The sequence below is a fragment of the Serratia sp. 2C06 genome (genome assembly GCF_050037615.1).
GTDB classification, from domain to species: domain Bacteria; phylum Pseudomonadota; class Gammaproteobacteria; order Enterobacterales; family Enterobacteriaceae; genus Serratia; species Serratia ureilytica.
The window spans coordinates 3,160,119-3,177,311 of the sequence record NZ_CP188299.1 but is presented as its reverse complement, the minus strand read 5'-3'; the positions used below and the strand labels follow the sequence as shown (position 1 = coordinate 3,177,311).

General features: G+C 56.7%; 19 protein-coding genes. 2 read left to right on the top strand and 17 right to left on the bottom strand.

The window, feature by feature from the left end; translation table 11 throughout:
• Nucleotides 1-7: 7 nt before the first annotated feature.
• From ACP3TA_RS15795 to ACP3TA_RS15765, 7 genes are read right to left on the bottom strand one after another with little or no spacing between them, the layout of a single operon-like run.
• Nucleotides 8-1,420 carry a UbiD family decarboxylase gene (locus ACP3TA_RS15795; RefSeq protein WP_052764905.1) on the bottom strand — a complete coding sequence of 471 codons (1,413 nt, stop codon included), beginning with the start codon at nucleotides 1,418-1,420 and terminating at the stop codon, nucleotides 8-10.
• Between the two features lie 12 nt (nucleotides 1,421-1,432).
• Nucleotides 1,433-2,665, bottom strand: coding sequence for an MFS transporter (locus ACP3TA_RS15790; RefSeq protein WP_046686884.1), 1,233 nt, complete (start codon nucleotides 2,663-2,665; stop codon nucleotides 1,433-1,435).
• A 17-nt stretch (nucleotides 2,666-2,682) separates the two neighbouring features.
• Nucleotides 2,683-3,903 carry a hypothetical protein gene (locus ACP3TA_RS15785; RefSeq protein WP_426784369.1) on the bottom strand — a complete coding sequence of 407 codons (1,221 nt, stop codon included), beginning with the start codon at nucleotides 3,901-3,903 and terminating at the stop codon, nucleotides 2,683-2,685.
• On the bottom strand, nucleotides 3,863-4,951 hold the full coding sequence (gene trpD / locus ACP3TA_RS15780) for an anthranilate phosphoribosyltransferase (protein ID WP_198809266.1): 1,089 nt from the start codon (nucleotides 4,949-4,951) through the stop codon (nucleotides 3,863-3,865). Before trpD ends, ACP3TA_RS15785 begins: the two co-directional genes overlap by 41 nt.
• Complete coding sequence (locus ACP3TA_RS15775; protein ID WP_198809267.1) at nucleotides 4,948-5,349, bottom strand: cysteine hydrolase family protein; 402 nt, start codon at nucleotides 5,347-5,349, stop codon at nucleotides 4,948-4,950. The genes trpD and ACP3TA_RS15775 overlap by 4 nt, the downstream gene beginning before the upstream one ends.
• Nucleotides 5,350-5,370: 21 nt before the next feature.
• A complete protein-coding gene (locus ACP3TA_RS15770; RefSeq protein ID WP_198809268.1) occupies nucleotides 5,371-5,562 on the bottom strand; it encodes an isochorismatase family protein in 192 nt (63 codons plus the stop codon).
• A gap of 45 nt (nucleotides 5,563-5,607) precedes the next feature.
• Nucleotides 5,608-6,684: an LLM class flavin-dependent oxidoreductase gene (locus ACP3TA_RS15765; RefSeq protein WP_426784367.1), complete on the bottom strand. Its 1,077-nt coding sequence runs from the start codon at nucleotides 6,682-6,684 to the stop codon at nucleotides 5,608-5,610.
• Between the two features lie 621 nt (nucleotides 6,685-7,305).
• On the opposite strand from ACP3TA_RS15765, the gene ACP3TA_RS15760 reads away from it, so the two are divergent.
• Nucleotides 7,306-7,722, top strand: a complete 417-nt coding sequence (locus ACP3TA_RS15760; RefSeq protein WP_046686881.1) for a hypothetical protein — start codon at nucleotides 7,306-7,308, stop codon at nucleotides 7,720-7,722.
• Nucleotides 7,723-7,765: 43 nt separating this feature from the next.
• On the opposite strand, the gene ACP3TA_RS15755 is transcribed toward ACP3TA_RS15760, so the two are convergent.
• From ACP3TA_RS15755 to ACP3TA_RS15735, 5 genes are all read right to left on the bottom strand, one after another.
• Nucleotides 7,766-8,359 (bottom strand): ATP-dependent Clp protease proteolytic subunit, encoded by a 594-nt coding sequence (locus tag ACP3TA_RS15755; RefSeq protein ID WP_046686880.1) that lies wholly within the window; start codon nucleotides 8,357-8,359, stop codon nucleotides 7,766-7,768.
• Nucleotides 8,360-8,404: 45 nt separating this feature from the next.
• A complete protein-coding gene (locus tag ACP3TA_RS15750) occupies nucleotides 8,405-8,734 on the bottom strand; it encodes an SRPBCC family protein (protein WP_033652026.1) in 330 nt (109 codons plus the stop codon).
• Complete coding sequence (locus tag ACP3TA_RS15745; RefSeq protein WP_033642736.1) at nucleotides 8,731-9,045, bottom strand: ArsR/SmtB family transcription factor; 315 nt, start codon at nucleotides 9,043-9,045, stop codon at nucleotides 8,731-8,733. The genes ACP3TA_RS15750 and ACP3TA_RS15745 overlap by 4 nt, the downstream gene beginning before the upstream one ends.
• A gap of 110 nt (nucleotides 9,046-9,155) precedes the next feature.
• Nucleotides 9,156-9,581, bottom strand: coding sequence for a universal stress protein (locus ACP3TA_RS15740; protein ID WP_033642735.1), 426 nt, complete (start codon nucleotides 9,579-9,581; stop codon nucleotides 9,156-9,158).
• Between the two features lie 147 nt (nucleotides 9,582-9,728).
• Nucleotides 9,729-10,247: a hypothetical protein gene (locus tag ACP3TA_RS15735; RefSeq protein WP_033642734.1), complete on the bottom strand. Its 519-nt coding sequence runs from the start codon at nucleotides 10,245-10,247 to the stop codon at nucleotides 9,729-9,731.
• Nucleotides 10,248-10,483: 236 nt separating this feature from the next.
• Between ACP3TA_RS15735 and metQ the strand changes: the two genes are divergently transcribed.
• Complete coding sequence (gene metQ, locus ACP3TA_RS15730; protein WP_015377546.1) at nucleotides 10,484-11,299, top strand: methionine ABC transporter substrate-binding lipoprotein MetQ; 816 nt, start codon at nucleotides 10,484-10,486, stop codon at nucleotides 11,297-11,299.
• Between the two features lie 46 nt (nucleotides 11,300-11,345).
• Here metQ and ACP3TA_RS15725 read toward each other — a convergent pair whose 3' ends face one another.
• The 5 genes from ACP3TA_RS15725 to ACP3TA_RS15705 all read right to left on the bottom strand — a co-directional run bounded on the left by ACP3TA_RS15725 (nucleotide 11,346) and on the right by ACP3TA_RS15705 (nucleotide 16,779).
• Nucleotides 11,346-12,110: an SDR family oxidoreductase gene (locus tag ACP3TA_RS15725; protein ID WP_426784366.1), complete on the bottom strand. Its 765-nt coding sequence runs from the start codon at nucleotides 12,108-12,110 to the stop codon at nucleotides 11,346-11,348.
• Nucleotides 12,111-12,247: 137 nt separating this feature from the next.
• Entirely contained in the window at nucleotides 12,248-13,168 is a 921-nt protein-coding gene (locus tag ACP3TA_RS15720; RefSeq protein ID WP_033642732.1) for a sugar ABC transporter substrate-binding protein, read from the bottom strand.
• Nucleotides 13,169-13,233: 65 nt separating this feature from the next.
• Nucleotides 13,234-14,274 (bottom strand): ABC transporter permease, encoded by a 1,041-nt coding sequence (locus ACP3TA_RS15715; protein ID WP_033652114.1) that lies wholly within the window; start codon nucleotides 14,272-14,274, stop codon nucleotides 13,234-13,236.
• Between the two features lie 15 nt (nucleotides 14,275-14,289).
• A complete protein-coding gene (locus ACP3TA_RS15710) occupies nucleotides 14,290-15,774 on the bottom strand; it encodes a sugar ABC transporter ATP-binding protein (protein WP_033642731.1) in 1,485 nt (494 codons plus the stop codon).
• Between the two features lie 75 nt (nucleotides 15,775-15,849).
• Nucleotides 15,850-16,779 carry a sugar ABC transporter substrate-binding protein gene (locus tag ACP3TA_RS15705; protein ID WP_033652022.1) on the bottom strand — a complete coding sequence of 310 codons (930 nt, stop codon included), beginning with the start codon at nucleotides 16,777-16,779 and terminating at the stop codon, nucleotides 15,850-15,852.
• Nucleotides 16,780-17,193 lie beyond the last annotated feature (414 nt).

The following is a 17,193-nucleotide window of genomic DNA, read 5'->3' as shown; positions in this document are numbered from 1 at the left end:
GCTCACATTAAAACGCCCGTTGAAAACGCCGCCGAGAGCTAAAAGGAACCGTACAATCAACGACGCATTTATTGACGAGCCCATTCGCATCACTCCCGCCATAGAGCGGCAATTGCGAGGGATCAAGGGAAGTGCCGGGCAGCAAAGCGCTGACATGAATATCGCGTTCAAGTCGGGCGCGCGTACTCATAGCCCAGAGGACATCACGCTCCGAATAAGGGTCAACATCCTCATCCACCAGTAACACATTTTTGAGTGACGGCACCTCACCGAGCAATCTCTTGGCTGCGTCGATAACGCGCAGGTCATCACTGCAAGCGCGTTTAACGACTTGCAATACGGTAAGCAAGTGACCGCCGCCGGAAGGCAGAGCCGCGACGCGACAAAACAGCCTCTCAAGCCCCTCTGTTTTTAGTCGGGCGAGCAGCGAACACTCTTGGCCTAAACCAAGCAGAATGGATTGCTCCACACCAGGACCCGACAGCGTCTGATATATCGCCCCGGCGCGGTGGCTTACCGCCTGAACCTGCAGTGTTGTGGCCATACCACATGGCGAGCGATAACCGAGATACTCAGGTAAGGAAAAACCGGCCACCTCCGCTGTCTCCGGTTCTTTTTCCGCCCCCAACATCCCTTCTATAACGATCTCGGCATGGGCGATATATCGCCCCGTATTGGCGTGACATGGCGCAATCTCCACCGCATTGCCGCGCAGGGCCCCCGCAACGCCTAACTCGTCGCTACCGTAAGAAAGACAAGGCCGAGTCAATGTCGAAGCCAGATAAATGGCCGGATCAAGCCCGATATTGACGGAAATCGGCAGTAGCTCTCCGCGCGCCAGATGTGTCGAAAGCATGTGTTGTAAGTGACCACGAGAGTCAATCGCCACCACCGCCGAATCCTCTTTGAAGGTAACTCGGTGGTAAGAACAATTCGCGGCTCCGGTTCGATTATCGTGCGCATAGATCAACCCCAACGTCACCGTCGGCCCAGGATCATCTTGCAGATAACGTAGGATCGGCAGCAAAGCCAGGATTTCAGCAGGCTTACGCACGTTGTGAAAGTTGCGTTCCTCCCCGCCCAGTAATCTGGGCGCTATCGGCCTATTCGCCGCCTGCAACAACAACTGAGCATTTGATATGTCTGCGGAGTAACGTCCGAAGGGATCCAAAAACAGCCTGCAACGACGGCGATTACCAAACATCCCCATCAAAACGGGAAACTCGCCCCGCGTTGGTCGTCGATAAAGCCGTAACGGTTGCTCATCGGCAAACCAGGAACCGCCAGGCTGGCGATAGGCATCGAGAAAATCTTCAATCATCTCCACCTCGGGAGAAATCGATCTCTCCACCGGGGTAATCTCATCCCCTGCTTGCCGCAACAACGCCAAGGCAGAGCGCAAGTCATTAGGCAATAGCATTTGACTCCTCCCTCATCCCATCCGGGAAGTACAGCGAGAAGCCAAGACGATCCCCAACGCAGACAACAGCGCCGCCATGCCGGCCAACGCAATAGACAACGTGTAACTCTGATACAGGTCATACAGCCAACCGGCGGCGCTGCCCCCGCCAACGGCGGCGATCCCCACGGCGATATACAATGCCCCCAGAATGGCGCCCAGATTGGCGGTGCCGAACCATGTACTGGCCACTGCCGGGTACAGCGCAATACAGCCGCCGTTGGCCGCGCCGAACAACAGCGCGAAAATCGCCAGCGCGGTAAAGCTGTGCGCCACACTCCAAAAACCGCATAACAGGGCCAAACTCAACGTGACGATAACCAAAAAACGCCGCGCGCCCAGACGGTCGCCTATTCGTCCCAAAACCAGACGGCCGCCGATATTGCCCACGCCGATCAAACCGATGAGCAGATTGGCTTGTGTTACATGCAGCCCCTGTTGCTGCGCATAAGGATTGATATGAACCAACGCCAGGAACAGTCCGATAGAGCCGAAAAATATCGCGATAAAAAACCACCAAAATTGAGCTCGGCCAGCGGCCTCTCGCAGCGTGACGCTACCGCTGAAGCCTGGACGCTGCATTGAGGTCACCTCAACGGGACGAAGCCCATCGGGATATTCGCCCACGTCCTCTGGCCGGCCTCGTAAAATGAAGGCGGCAGCCAACCCCAACACGGCGATAGCGACGGCATACACTTGCAGAGTGCTTTGCCAGGACAAATGTCGCATCAGCCCACCGGCCACCATCGGCCCCACCAGCGTTCCCAAGCCGGTGCCAGCCAGCGCCAGGCCGGAAGCCGAGCTGCGATGAACGACGAACCAGCGTTGAATGGTTGAAACAGCCGGCACGTAAACCAATCCGACGCCAACCCCTACCAACAGGCAAAACGTGAGCAAAAACGCCGTCAGTGACGACGCCAGCAGGCTACTGCCGAAGAATCCCAGCGAAAGCAGTAAAATACCAATGCCGGTTACCGTCCTTACCGAAGTACGATCGCTCCAGGCACCGGAAAATACCCCAACGGCATAGTAAATTAACGCCGTCAGCGAGAAGATTGAGGCGGTAGAAAAACGCCCTGCGTCAAAGTTCGTCTGTAATGCAGTAAAAAATGCCCCGAATGAGTAAGCAGCGCCAAAAATAACCGCCAGTAAAAGATGAACGGCACCGACCATGTACCAACCGCGGAATTTTCTTTCCTTGACCATCACAGCCTCCTTTTTATTTAATAATTAACGCCGACAACGACCGAATGCTCGCCGCTCACATCCACTTCAATAAGCGATTGCACCGAGATCCCCGTCGCCTCGAACACGCGCCTGGCTCCACCATAATTGCGTTTTTCCACCACACATAAGATGCCTGATACATCAGCCCCTGCTTTCCGCACTGCACAAACCAACCCCACCAATGTTCCGCCAGTGCTGATGAGATCGTCCACGATATAAACGTTATCGCCGGGCTCCACGCCGTTCAAAAAGAGGCTGCCGCCGGTATATTCGCAATCGAAATCAACCTTAACCTGTCCTTCAAGACCGGATGGGTACCAGCGGGCAATGCCGTATGACAGGCCTGAAAGCAGCGAAACGGCAGCCAATAAACCGCCTCCTTTGTCTTCCTCCCCCACCAGCTTGGTTCCCGGCGGAAATTGCGCCGCATCGCAGACTCGCCTGGCTGCTTCACGCAAGAGTTCAGCCGGGGTTGCCGGGATCTGTTCCGTCAGAGCATTCAACAAAAACCGCCGCCCCTGAATCTCCACCAAAGGCTGCCGATCAAAAGACGCCTTGAGGATGTCCTCTTGCCCACTCTCAGCCGGCGCCTGCACGCGAAGGCGATCGGCATAGGCGACAGCGTCAAAAAAGGTTTGGAGTCGCACAGGGTCCTTACGGCGCGCGGACCGAGAGACGCCAGAACAGACATCAATGGCCGTGGGGAAACAATGCTGAATCAGATGGCTGACATTGCCGGCATGCAGTCCACCCGCAACAATTACCGGCCGCGCAAATGTTTTGTTTTTCAACAAACTCCAATCGAATGGCTTTCCAGAACCGCCGCTCAGCCCCTCGACCTGTGTGTCCAATAGGTATGCACTAACCTGATAGTCGTTTATCCTGTCCAGAGCCAAAGTGCTTTCGAGATGGAAACTTTTAATGACCGGGACATCAAATGCCTGGCAATACTCATTCGTTTCGTCACCCTGAAGCTGAATCGCTGTCAGGCCGCAATAACATATAATGTTTTGCACCCATTCCCTGGGTTCATTGACAAACACGCCGACCACCTGAGTAAAAGGCGGCAATCGTTCAATGATCGAACGGGCTTCGTCGGGCGAAACCTGACGTGGACTTTGTGAAAAAATGAACCCCAATGCATTGGCCCCCGCGTTTAATGCCGCCAGAGCATCCTCAAGGTGCGTGATGCCGCAGACTTCCACTCTCGTTCTCATTCATCGTCTCCTTGAATCGTTTAAGAACCTGATACGCCCGCCCGTTATCCAATACTTGCCGCACGAGTTTCGCCGCCTCGCCAAAGGAGCGCGTCTTGCCGGCCAACACCAGCGCCGTCGCGGCGCTCACTATAGTCGCGTTGCGATAGGTCCCCCGCTCGCCGTTAAGCACTGCCAGGCAGATTTTCGCGTTACGCTCCGCAGACCCCCCTCGCAGCGCCCGTAATTCACAGGCAGGGACCTCAAAATCATCCGGCTGCACGGAAAACCGACCTATACAGCCATCACTTACACACAGGACCTGGGTTTCTCCCAGGCAACTGACTTCATCCAAATCTCCGGCACCATGTACGATAAAAGCCGTCACCTTGCCCAACCTCACCAGCGCCTCAGCCATGGGATACAAAAGCGAAGCATGCGCAACGCCTATCAGTTGGTGCGTCACGTTAGCAGGATGAACCAACGACCCACTCAGATTAAACAGGCTACGAACACCCAAAGCGCGCCGTACAGCAGTCAGCCGTTCAGGAAACGCATACCAAGACGAAGTAGAGAGAAACGCGAAGTTGCTCGTTGCCAACGACCGCCGCAGCCATGCTTCATCACCCTTGCGCGAAACATCAATGCCCAACGCCGACATCATGTCGCTGCTGCCGCTGACGCTGGTTACGCGACTATTGCCATGCTTGATCACTGGCACGCCAGTTGCGGCCACAACCAAGGCTGCCGTGGTGGAAATATTGAAGGTCCCGCTCCGGTCTCCTCCAGTACCACCGATATTCAACGTAAGCGGCAAACCGCTTACCAATGGCCGGCAACGTGCCGCTATTGCGTCAACCGCACCGGCGATCTCATCAGCGGACTCGCCCTTTTGTGCCATAGCGACGAGCAACGCGCCGATCTGCATATCATCCAATTGCTGTCCCAGCATGGCCTGGACCAGATCTCGGGTCTGTTCCCGGCTCAAGCTAAGCCGTTTTTCAACCAAGATTTGCAAGACGTTTCTGAATCGCTCTTCCAGCGGTTTTATCGACAGCGTTGCGTTCATGTTTCCTCCAATCCCACCCGCAAGAGATTCATAACCTCAGTCAAACTCTGAATACTGCCAAATACATAACCGATGTTCTCAAGCGCCGCCTCATGTCGCACTTGACGCGTCCCCGCGACGCACTCGCGCGGCACTATGACGCGATAATCTAATTGCATGGCGTCCTGAGCAGTCGCACGAACACAAACATCCGTGGCAACACCGGTCAGAACGACGGTATCTACTCCCATCCCACGCAGCAGAAGATCCAGGTCGGTGGCGAAGAACGCACTGTAACGGCGTTTGATTAATACCTGATCGCCAACCTGTGGAGATAAGTCTGCGATGATCTCAACGCCACGACTCCCTTCGAGGCAATGAAGTGTCTCGCCGTAGTCAAGCTCCCGGCCGAAGTCCACACGGTTGACGCGGTGACTTTCCTAGGTATAGATCACCGGGATGCCCGCACCGCGCGCAAAGCTCAACAAAACTTGAAGCGACGCGATAATCTCCCGCCCTCCTTCGCAAGGAACAGGACCATCTTCATCCAGAAAGTCGTATTGCATGTCGATCACCAAAACGGCAAATCGACGTGTCCGATTGGGGGGCTGAGTTGCTTTTTGACGTTGCATCTTTCTCTCCATGAATGACCGCACGGTGCCGATATTCGGTCTGGGTCAGGCGAAATACGTCGTGACGAGCTCTTGCAATGCGCGATGGCTTTCACGTAAGGGTTTCAATTCATCCAAATGATCGAACCCCATGACATGCAACACACCGAATCCGCCAGACAGCGATTGCATTTCTTCTATGCGTTCACGTACCGTCTCCGGCGATCCAAGGAGCCAGCAATGCTTGGCGCAATACTCGACGGTGACTTCACTGTCGGGTACATCCGGGTGATGTTTGAACAAACCAAGCGCCTTGTTGCCGGCGATCATCGGCAAGTAATCCTCACGAAAGTAACGTCCCATTTCGCCTTCGACAGCAAGCCGCCATGCTTGCGCATCTGTGTCGGCGATCAGAATAGGACGACTGACACGCCATGTATCCCTGGCCGGAGGAACCCTTCCATTCAATGCGGCGCCCTCTTCAACAACTTGCCAATGGGTATGGAGATACTGCGGCGTAAAACAAAAGCTGATAGGGATCCAGCCATTACGACCGGCAATCTTTAACGTCGAGGATGAAGGTGAAAGGCCGGTCACGCCTACTGGCGGATGGGGTGATTGATAGGGCTTGAGGTGATAACCGGAGGTTTTATCCCACTGATCCGCCGGCCGACGCGCTGTCCAATACTTACCTTTAAATTCGAATGGCCCATCGCTATTCCAAAATCGCATCATGATCGCTATCGATTCTGCCGTCATCTCCCGATGCACACCCGACTTATGATCTATGTCGAACATGTCGAGATCCAACGTGGTACCGCTGGCGCCAATTCCCACCATTAATCGCCCCTTCGATATATGATCCAGCCAACAAATGCGATGAGCCAACTCGGCTGGATGATGAAACGGCAGCATAAAGGCGCCCGGCGCCAATTTTATGCGCTCAGTCTGCAAAATGGCTTGAGCGATGAGCAAATCTGGAGAAGGGCACGGTTCAGCCGGCATCGTATAATGCTCGCCAATCCAAGCCTCATCAAAACCGATTTTGTCCAAAAACCTCAAGGTATCAAGATCGTGGTAATGCCCATCGTGCAACGAGCGATAACGCGGATGTGCCGGCATTAAAAATGCGCCAAGTTTCATGTTCGATTATCTCCTTGAAGCGTAAAATCCCGATTAGCACGTGATATACGGCAAATTGACATTCAACCCATCAATTTCATTCAAATTAAAAATGAATTAATGTTTAGACATTATTAAGTCGTAAAATTAAACACCTGAAAAAGTTAACCACGAAAAGTTAAGATGATTATTGAACATTACTTTCCCCTTAAGTATATAGTTGTATAGACAAGGCAATGGCAACACGAAATTGCTTAATTTGTGATCAATAACAAATTCATAACAATTAGCCATGAAGAAAAAAAGACATTACTGGTTCAAAAAAAGAGGCAACGTGAAGTGTGCAAAAGTGAGACAAAAAATGGCTAACCTTACTGTTAAATAAAGAAAAAATAAACATCCCCGCGTGAATGATTGTGAGAAAGATGAAACATCTCTCCCAACTTGGTTTATTAACATAAGGAAACAACCAAATACAATAATTAGAATGACACGCATTTGTAGTTATATTCCAAGTGAATAATTAAACATAAATGCATTTTTAAATATGATGGATTATAGTTTCATTTACGCTTTACCCATTTTATTGAGAAAGGTATATTTACCAAACATCAATATAATAAATATCTCTGGAGAAATATCTTGCAAAATAAACTCACCATCCTCGCGGGCATAGCCACAATTATCGGCACCCTCTTCGCTGGTTATTCTGCCTTTTCATCTTCAACGGAAACACGCAGTCAGTTCGTTAATGGCAGCGCGAATACGACGATTGGTAGTAATAGCGGAAATATCACCATCACTAACACACCGGGTGAAAAGGCGCCTCAGCTAGTGCTGAAGCGGCCGATGCCTTTAATTGCTCAACCCAATATGGGTAACTTGTTGGAACCCACCAAACATATTTGCCAGCTCATCGCCGGCACACAGGTCGCATTGACAGGTAAAAGCGCTGCAATGGACATCGGCAATGCGGAATGGAAAGAAATCTCCATCATTACCGGCGAATGTGCCGGTCAGCGTGGCTGGATCACCTCAACGGCGCTCACCTACCAATAATCGAGTGATATTGCCCCCTTCATTCCGCTATCGGAGCCGACACTCACCGCGCCCGCAATACCCGATCGATCAATCCCCAGGCCGCCGCTTCGTCGGCGGTCATAAAGCGATCGCGATCCAACACCCGCTCCACTTCCTCTTCGCTCAGGCCACAATGTTGGGCATACAGCCGGATCACCCGGTCTTTGGTGCGTTTCATTTCCTCTGCCTGGATCAGAATGTCGGACGCCTGCCCCTGAAAGCCGCCCAGCGGTTGGTGCACATGCAGACTGGCGTTGGGCAGCGCCATGCGGTGCCCCGGCTCACCGGCCATCAGCAGGAACGACCCCATCGAGCGCGCGGTGCCCATGCACAGCGTATGCACCGGGGCACGGATATACTGCATGGTGTCGTAAATCGCCAGCCCGCTGGTGATCGCCCCGCCCGGCGAGTTGATGTACAGGTGGACCGGTTTTTCCGGGTTTTCCGCTTCCAGAAACAGCAGCTGGGCGCACAGCATTTCGGCCACGTCATCGTTGACTTCGCCGTTGAGGAACACGATCCGATCGCGCAGCAGGCGCGAGTAAATGTCAAAGGAACGTTCTCCCCGGCTGGTCTGCTCCACCACCATCGGGACGAGCATCATCTTCTCACGCATCGGTGAACTCCTGGGTTGGCAACAAAGAGAAAGGTGTTTAACGCGTCAGGCGGCGCGCATTACCGTCGTCGGGCCATCGTTGGCGGCGTCGAGCTGGTGGATAATCCGCAGCAGGCTGCCGCCGCCGGCGTCCGGCACGATCTGCAGGGTGACGACGCTTTCGAGAAACGGCGGTTGGTCGTCGCGCAGGCGATAGCTCACCGCTTCGCCCGGCGTGGCGGCCAACGGTTCTGCCTGCGCCAGATCTCCCGTCGGCAGCCACTGCTCGCGCAATTCGGGCACGCTGAGCGCTCGCCACACTTTTTCCGGCGGCGCATCAAGCGAATATTCCAACACCAGCCGTTCATGCGGCGGCGGCTCGGCCTGTTTGTTCATTGATCCATGTCCTTCAGCAAGGTTTGCAGCGCGTCGATGCGCGCCGGCCAGTAAGCACGGTACTTCGCCAGCCACTGCGCGATCTGCGCCAGCCCCTCCGGGTCGACCTGGTAATTGACGAAGCGCCCCTGTTTCGCCTCGCGCACCAGTCCGGCATTGCGCAGCACCGCCAGGTGTTGCGACATCGCCGACTGGCTGATGGTCAGCCCTTCGCGCAGCGCGCTGGCGTTCATGCTGCCGGCGGCGAGTTTGTCGAAGATGCAGCGGCGGGTCGGATCGGCCAACGCCTTGAAGATGTCATTTTCGTTCATACAAACACATTAGTATTCACTTATGTATTATGCAACCGAGCAAGGCATTTTTTGCTGCAAAAGAAACTCCGCGCCGCAGCGCGGAGTGAATGGACGAGGCATGATCGCGCTTATGAACGGATCGGGATCACCAGCACGTCGATATTCAACTGGTTGATGGCGTTGCGGGTGGAAGAAAACAGATTGCTCCACAGATCGTGGTGATGGCCGAACACCAGCAGATCGATGTCTTTATCCACGATCGCCGTGCGCAGTTCGTCAACGAAGCCGCCGCGCCCGATAATCACTTCCGCGATCGGGTAATTGACGTTTTGCGTGGTGGGTTCCAGCTCTTTGCGGATCTTCTCTTCGAACGGCACGCCGTCGTCGCTGCGCTCAGAAAAGCCGATCGCCGCGTGGTAGGTGTCGTAATGAACGTCCACATAGATCAGCGAGAGTTTGGCCTTCAGCGCTTCCGCCAGCAGCGCCCCCTTTTCGACCAGCCGTTTGCCGTCATCGCTCAGATCGGTGGCGATGACAATATGGTGGTAACACATAGCGCCTCCTGTCATGGACTCGGTAGAGCCGAGGCTCCGATATCACGCCGGGGTCATATCGTTATGGTTAATTTTAGTTCAGAAATGGCACTCGTGGCGGGAGGTGATGCGGTGGGAAAGCCCCGTTGCCGGGGCTGAAGGCAGAAATTACTTCTCGCGCTGCGCCTCAAACCAGACGTTGCACAACGACAGGATCAGCGTGTTGGCGTCTTTCACCAGCACGTTGTCGCCGGGCACCCCTTCGGTGCCTTGATCGGTGATGCCTTTGATAGCGATATCGGCATGCTGAATGGCCACGCGCTCGACCGACGGCGTGCTGATGCCCAGCATCGGGAAATCGATGTAGGAACTGCTGCCGGCGTTGTCCTCGACAAACTCCTGCGCCTCTACGGTGCTGACGGTAGCCCCCTCGCTTTTCAGCGCCGTGCCGTTCCAGCTGAACGCATCCGCTTTATAGCTGATCTTGCCGCCGATCAGGCTCTGCGCCTGCTGCTGATCCCAGCAGCCGGTGGTTTGGGTCGGCACGATTTTGCTGACGCGCCAGTTGCCCAGCAGCTGTTTAGGGATCGGCCCGGTATCGCTCTCCGCCGCCCGAACCTGAGTCGCCGAGACGCAGGCCAACACCACCAGCGGCAGCAGCGCCTTGCTCCAAGTGTTCAATCGCATTGTCTTTTCCTTCGTTTCAGTACCCAGTCTGCCCTCGCGGGCCAGCGGCTATCATAATAAGCCCGCCGATTCGCCGTCAAAGCAATCCGCATCGCGCCGGGCGGCGGCTACTCATAGCCAATCGCTATTAGTCATAGTGAATCAGTATTTTGTTTTAGCTCAGCGATTACCTACAGTCACTGCCACTATTCTGCCCGCCTAAATTAGCAGGCAATGTTGACAAGGACCCTGGGGAAATGACATTTACGCTGAAAAACCTCACGCTGGCGCTGGCCGCCGCCGGCACGCTGTTGCTGACCGCCTGCGGCCCGACCGCACAGGACGATCACCACATCAAGGTCGGCATCAGCGCCGGCATCGATCAGTCGCTGTGGGCGGTGGTGCAGAAAGTGGCCAAGCAGAAATACGATCTGGACGTGGAGGTGGTGACCTTCAACGATTACGTGCTGCCGAACGAAGCGCTGAACAACGGCGATCTGGACGTCAACGCCTTCCAACACAAGCCGTATCTGGACAAACAGATGCAGGAGCGCGGCTACAAGCTGGCGGCAGTAGGCAACACCTTCGTCTACCCGATCGCCGGCTATTCGAAGAAAATCACCGCGCTCAGCCAACTACCGGACGGCGCGCAGGTGGCAGTGCCGAACGATCCGACCAACCTGGGCCGCTCGCTGCTGCTGTTGCAAAAACAGGGGCTGATTACGCTGAAAGACGGCGTCGGCCTGCTGCCGACCGCGCTGGACATCGTCAGCAACCCGAAAAAGCTGAAAATCGTCGAGATTGAAGCGCCGCAGCTGCCGCGCGCGCTGGACGACCAGCAGGTGACGCTGGCGATCATCAACACCAACTATTCCAGCCAGATCGGTCTGTCGCCGGCGAAGGACGGGCTGTTTGTCGAGGACAAAAACTCGCCTTACGTCAACATCTTCGCCAGCCGCATCGACAACAAAGACAGCGAGAAAGTGAAGGATCTGGTCAAGGCCTATCAGACCGATGAAGTGGCGGCCAGCGCCGCCGAAATCTACAAGGGCGACGCCGTCAAAGGCTGGTAACGCCGCGCGTAGGGCCCGTGGCGCCTGGCCACGGGCGATGACAGCCTCAGCCGCGCTGGATGGAAACGCCGCCGTCCACCAGCATTGCGGTGCCGGTGACGAACGAGGAAGCGTCAGACGCCAAATACAGCGCCGCCTGCGCGATCTCCTCCGGCATCGCCAACCGCTTCAGCGCGTGCAGCTGGGCCACCTGCGCCAATGCTTCCGGGGTATTGCTCATCTGCCGCCCCATCGCCGTGTCGGTGCCCCCCGGCAGCAGCGCGTTCACCCGAATGCCGTGTCCGCCAAACTCCACCGCCAGCGCCTGCGTCAGGCCGAGCAGCCCCGATTTGCTGGCCGCATAGGCCGCCGTACCGGGAAACGCCGCGGTGTGGCCGACGAACGTGGAGGTGAAGATCACCGAGCCCGCGCCGCGCGCCTGCATGGCGGGGATTTGATATTTGGCGCTGTAGTAAGCGCTGGACAGGTTGGTTTCCAGCACGTCGCGCCATTCTGACGCGCTGAGCGCCAGCGACGGCCCCAGCGGCCCCAACGTGCCGGCGTTGTTGAAGGCGATATCCAGCCCGCCGAATTCATCGACGGCCGTCGCCGTCAACCGTTCGGCGAAGGCTTCGTCGCGCACGTCACCGGCTACCGCCAACGCCCGGCCGCCCTCGCGCCGAATGTCCCCCACCAGTTCAGCCAGCAGCCGCTCGCGCCGGGCGCCCAGCACCAGCGTCGCCCCCTGCCGGGCGAACAACAGCGCCGCCGCCCGCCCGATCCCCGAACTGGCGCCGCCAATCACCGCCACCTTACCGTTCAATGCGTTCATCTCTTATCCTCACACCGTAAAAGAGCCTCAGTGTGAGGCAAGATCCCGCGCCGCGCTGGCCGCAAGCGGACATGCAATTGGCGCCATGAAAAAGGCGCTGCAAGCAGCGCCCCGGCAACGCGGATCCGACGGCGAACTCACGGTTTGGCCGCGTATTTCTCCTGATTGGCCGGCGTCACCAACTCGAACGGGATCCAGTAATACGGCTCAAGCTTTTCGCCGTTGATCATGCGCTGCGCCACATCGACCGACGCCTTGCCCTGGCCGACCGCATCCTGGAACACCGTGACCTGCATCTTGCCGGAGGCCAGCGCCTTGAGGCCGTCGGGCGTGGCGTCGATGCCGCCGATCAGCACGTTCTTGTCCGCTTTGCCGGCCTGCTGCAGCGCCATGATCGCGCCGATCGCCATCTCGTCATTGTTGGCGGCGACGATGTCGATCGTTTCGCCGTTGGTCAGCCAGTTCATCATCAGGTCCATACCTTCACTGCGTGAATAGTTGGCGCTCTGTTTCTGCACCACCTTCATCTTCGGGTATTTGGCCACCACCTGCTCCACGTCTTTGGTGCGCTGCAGCGCGCCGGCGTCGGTCAGGTTGCCGATCATCACCGCCACATTGCCCTGATAGTTGGCCAGCCGCGCCAGTTCTTCCATCTGCAACGTGCCGGACTCCCGCTCGTCGGAGCCGACGAACACCACTCCCTGCGGCAGCCTGGCGTCGCCCGGCGTGCGGTTCACGTACACCAGCGGCACGCCGGCGGCCTGCACCATTTTGGTCATCACCGGCGTGCTGGCCGAGTTGACCGGATCGACGATAATCGCGTCCACCCCGGCGCTGATAAAGCTCTGCACCTGATCGGTCTGGCGGCCGACGTCGCCGCGCGCGTCCTCGAACTGCACGGTAATGCCGCGCGCTTTGGCCTCCTTGTCGATCGCCTGGCGGATAATGGTGAGGAAGTTCTGGTCGAAATAGGCCATCGATACGCCGATGGTTTGCGCCCATGCCGGCGCAGAAGCGCACAGCGCCGCCGCCAGCCACAGCCCTTTCAGAAAGTTCATGATGTGTCCCCCCGGGTAAAAAAACGCCGCCGGCCAACCTTGGCGCCGGCGGCAATTCACGGCAATCAGTGTTTTTTGCGGTTGCGACGCATGTCGATCGACACGGCGGCGACGATAATCACGCCTTTGATGATGTCCTGAATGTAAGAATCGACGCCGATAAAGGTGAAGCCGCTTTTGATAAGGCCGAGGATCACCGCGCCGATCAGCGTGCCGGTAATGCGCCCGACGCCGCCCATCAGGCTGCTGCCGCCGATCACCGCCGCGGCGATGGCGTCCAGCTCATAGGACATGCCCATGCTCGACTGGCCGCTGCTGACGCGCGCCGCCAGCACCACGCCCGCCAGCCCCGCCAACCCGCCGGCGATGGTGTAAACCGTCACCAGGTACTTATTGACGTTGATGCCGGAAACCCGCGCCGAGGTCATGTTGCCGCCGATGGCGTAGATGTATTTGCCATAACGGGTGTGCTTCAGCGCGATGTGGAAGATCACCGCGATCACCAGGAAGATGATCACCGGCATCGCGCCCTGGCCGATCGCCGTGAAGCCATCCGACAGGAAGCTGACCGGGTTGCCCTTGGTGTAGTACTGCGCCAGACCGCGCGCCGATACCATCATCCCCAGCGTGGCGATGAACGGCGGAATGCCGGTGCGGGTGATCAGGAAGCCGTTGATAAAGCCGCAGACGATGCCAACCCCGATCCCCGCACCGATCGGGATCGCCGCCGGCAGATCGAGCAGCCCCGGATACATCGGCGAAATGCTGTCCGAGGTCTGCGCCAGGCTGGCCGCCACCACCGCGGTCAACGCAATCAGCGAACCGGATGAGAGATCGATGCCGGTGGTGATGATGACCTGGGTGACGCCCACCGCGATGATGCCGATGATCGCCACCTGCAGCACGATCAGCAGCAGGCGGTTCGGGTTAAGCAGGAACGACTGATCGCGCATGTACCAGCCGAGGATTTCGAAGATCAGCGCAATGCCGAGCATCACGATGAAAATACCGGTGTCTTTCGGCATTTTGCCGCTCAGCCCGGAGAACAGCGATCCCTTGCCCGTTGAATCGGCGGAGAGCGGCTTCTCAATCTTTACGTTACTCATGATGTTCACCCTTCGTTATTCTGAGGCCAGCGCCAGGATCTTTTCCTGGTCCGCGTCGTCTTTGTCCAAAATGCCGGTGATGCGGCCGCCGTGCATCACCATCACCCGATCGCTCATGCCGAGGATCTCCGGCAGCTCGGAAGACACCAGAATGATGGCGACGCCGCGGTTGGCCAGCTCGCTGATCAGGCGGTAGATTTCCGCTTTGGCTCCCACGTCGATGCCGCGCGTCGGTTCGTCAAGTATCAGGATTTTCGGCTGCGCCAGCAGCCAGCGCGCGATCAGCACCTTCTGCTGGTTGCCGCCGCTGAGGTTATTGATGATCTGATCCATGGTCGGCGTTTTGATGTTGAGCTTCTTGATCTGCGCCATGCAGTCTTTGGCCATCTGCACATGGCTGACGAAGCCGTTCTTGCCGATGTATTCCGACAGGTTGACGATGCTCATGTTTTCGACCACCGACAGCACCAGAAACAGGCCGGACTTCTTGCGATCTTCGGTGAGAAACGCCAGCCCGCTCTCGATCGCCTTCGCCGGGGAATCCACCTTCACCGCCTGGCCTTCGATAAAGATCTCGCCGCCGTCCGCCGGGTGCATGCCGAACAGGCTTTCCATCACTTCGCTGCGTCCGGCGCCCACCAGCCCGGCGACGCCGAGGATCTCGCCGCGTTTGACGCTGAACGAGACGTCGTGGAACCAGCCGCTGCGGCGCAACCCGGCCACCCGCAGCACTTCCTCGCCGATGTTGTTGTTGAATTTGGGGAACATCTGCGTCAGCTCACGCCCCACCATCATGGTGATCAGCGACTGTTTGGTCAGATTTTCGGTTTTGTCGCAGGCGATGAAGGTGCCGTCGCGGAAAATGCTCACTTCGTCGGTGATGGCGAAGATTTCGTCCATCTTGTGGCTGATGTAAATGATGCCCTTGCCCTGCTCGCGCAGCTCGCGAATGATGGCGAACAGGTGCACCACTTCACCTTCGGTCAGCGCCGAGGTCGGCTCATCCATGATCAGCACGTCGGCGTTGTAGGATACGGCCTTGGCGATCTCCACCATCTGCTGGCTGGCGATGCTCAGTTCGCCCACCAGCGTTTCCGGCCGCAGTTTGATGTTCAGCCGCGCCAGCAGCTCGCGGGTTTGTTCATTCAGCTGTTCGTGGTTGACGAACCCCAGCCGCGCCGGCTCACGACCCAGCCAGATGTTTTCCGCCACCGTCATGTAGGGCACCAGGTTCAGCTCCTGGTGAATCATGGAAATGCCCGAATGCAGCGCCTGCAGCGTGTCGCTGAAGGTCACCGGCCGGCCTTTGATTTTGATCGAGCCCTCATCCGGGTGATAGATGCCGATCAGGCATTTCATCAGCGTCGACTTGCCCGCGCCGTTTTCGCCCATCAGCGCATGCACGCTGCCGGGTTTGATTTTAATCGAGACCTTATCCAGCGCTTTGACGCCGGGGAACTGCTTGCTGATGCCTTCGGCCTCAAGAACATAAGGGTACATACCGCTTACCTCCGCACTGACCCACGTTTTCTGCCGCAGGCGCTCAGGTGGAGCGCCTGCGGCAGGCTTCAAGGCTTATTTTTTGTTTTTATCGGCGAATTGCTGGTAATTGGCCTGGGTGATCAACTGATAAGGGATCAGCACGTTGCTCTCCACCTTCTCGCCTTTCACCAACTGAACGGCGGTTTGCACCGCGCCTTCGCCCTGGCCTTTGGCGTCCTGGAACACGCTCAGCGCCAGATCGCCTTTTCTGATGAATTCCAGCGCATCGGGCGTGCCATCCACGCCGGCCACCCGCACGCCGGACTTTTTAGCCTGCTTGAGCGCCAGGATGGCGCCGATGGCCATTTCATCGTTGTTGGAGGCGATGGCGTCGATCTGCTGGCCGGTCAGCACCCAGTCAGTGGTGATATCCACCGCATCTTTACGCGTCCACTTGGCGGTTTGCTTATCGACAATCTTGATGCCGGGATAGTTGGCCGCCACCTCTTCCACGCCGCGGGTGCGGTCGCGGGTCGATTCATTCGACAATTCCCCCATCAGGATCATCACGTTGCCCTTGCCGTTCATCAGCTTGGCCAACGCTTCCATCTGCAGTTTGCCGGCCAGCTTGGAATCGGAGCCGACGTAGGCCATGCCGGCCGGGAGCGTCACTTCCGGCTTGCGGTTGACGAACACCAGCGGGATCTTGGCGTTCTCGGCCAATTTGATCATCGGCTTGACGCCCTGAGTATCCACCGGGTTGAGGATGATGGCGTCGACGCCCTGGCTGACGAAGTTTTCGATTTGTTGAATTTGCTGCGCGATGTCGCCCTTGGCGTCTTCGAACTGGCCGCTGACGTTGCCGTCGGCTTTCATTTTGTTTTGCATCGACTGGCGCAGAATGGTGAGGAAGTTGTCATCGAAGTAAGCCATGGAAACGCCGATCTTGATGTCTTTCGCCAACACGCTGGCCGGCAGCATGCACATCAGTACGGAGGCGGCGATCAGTTTCTTCAGCTTCATGTTCGTTACCCTTTAATCGTTAGAATGAAGTGGTCTGTTGATTGACAGCTAATGAAAGATATTTTTTACATTCAAACAACATTACGGTCGGTGTTATCCCTTTGATACGGCGAAATTACCGCGTTATCACCGTATTAAGGCCGTGAACAAAATGGTGATCGATATCTCAAAACAGATTAAAAACAATCAATTGAAATAAACCCCTGGTAGAGCAAGCCGCGTCTTCGCCGCTTTTTTAAATATTTATTTCATAATTGAGATTATTGAAACTTTTTAACCCAAACAAGCGAAACATGCGTTTTGGAATGGCTTATTAACAAAAACATGACACGGATCTAACAAATGCAGTGAAAGCCATCGGGTAACGCGCCCCGCGCGTGCGCCACGCCGGGCGTCGGCAAAAACTGCGAGCGG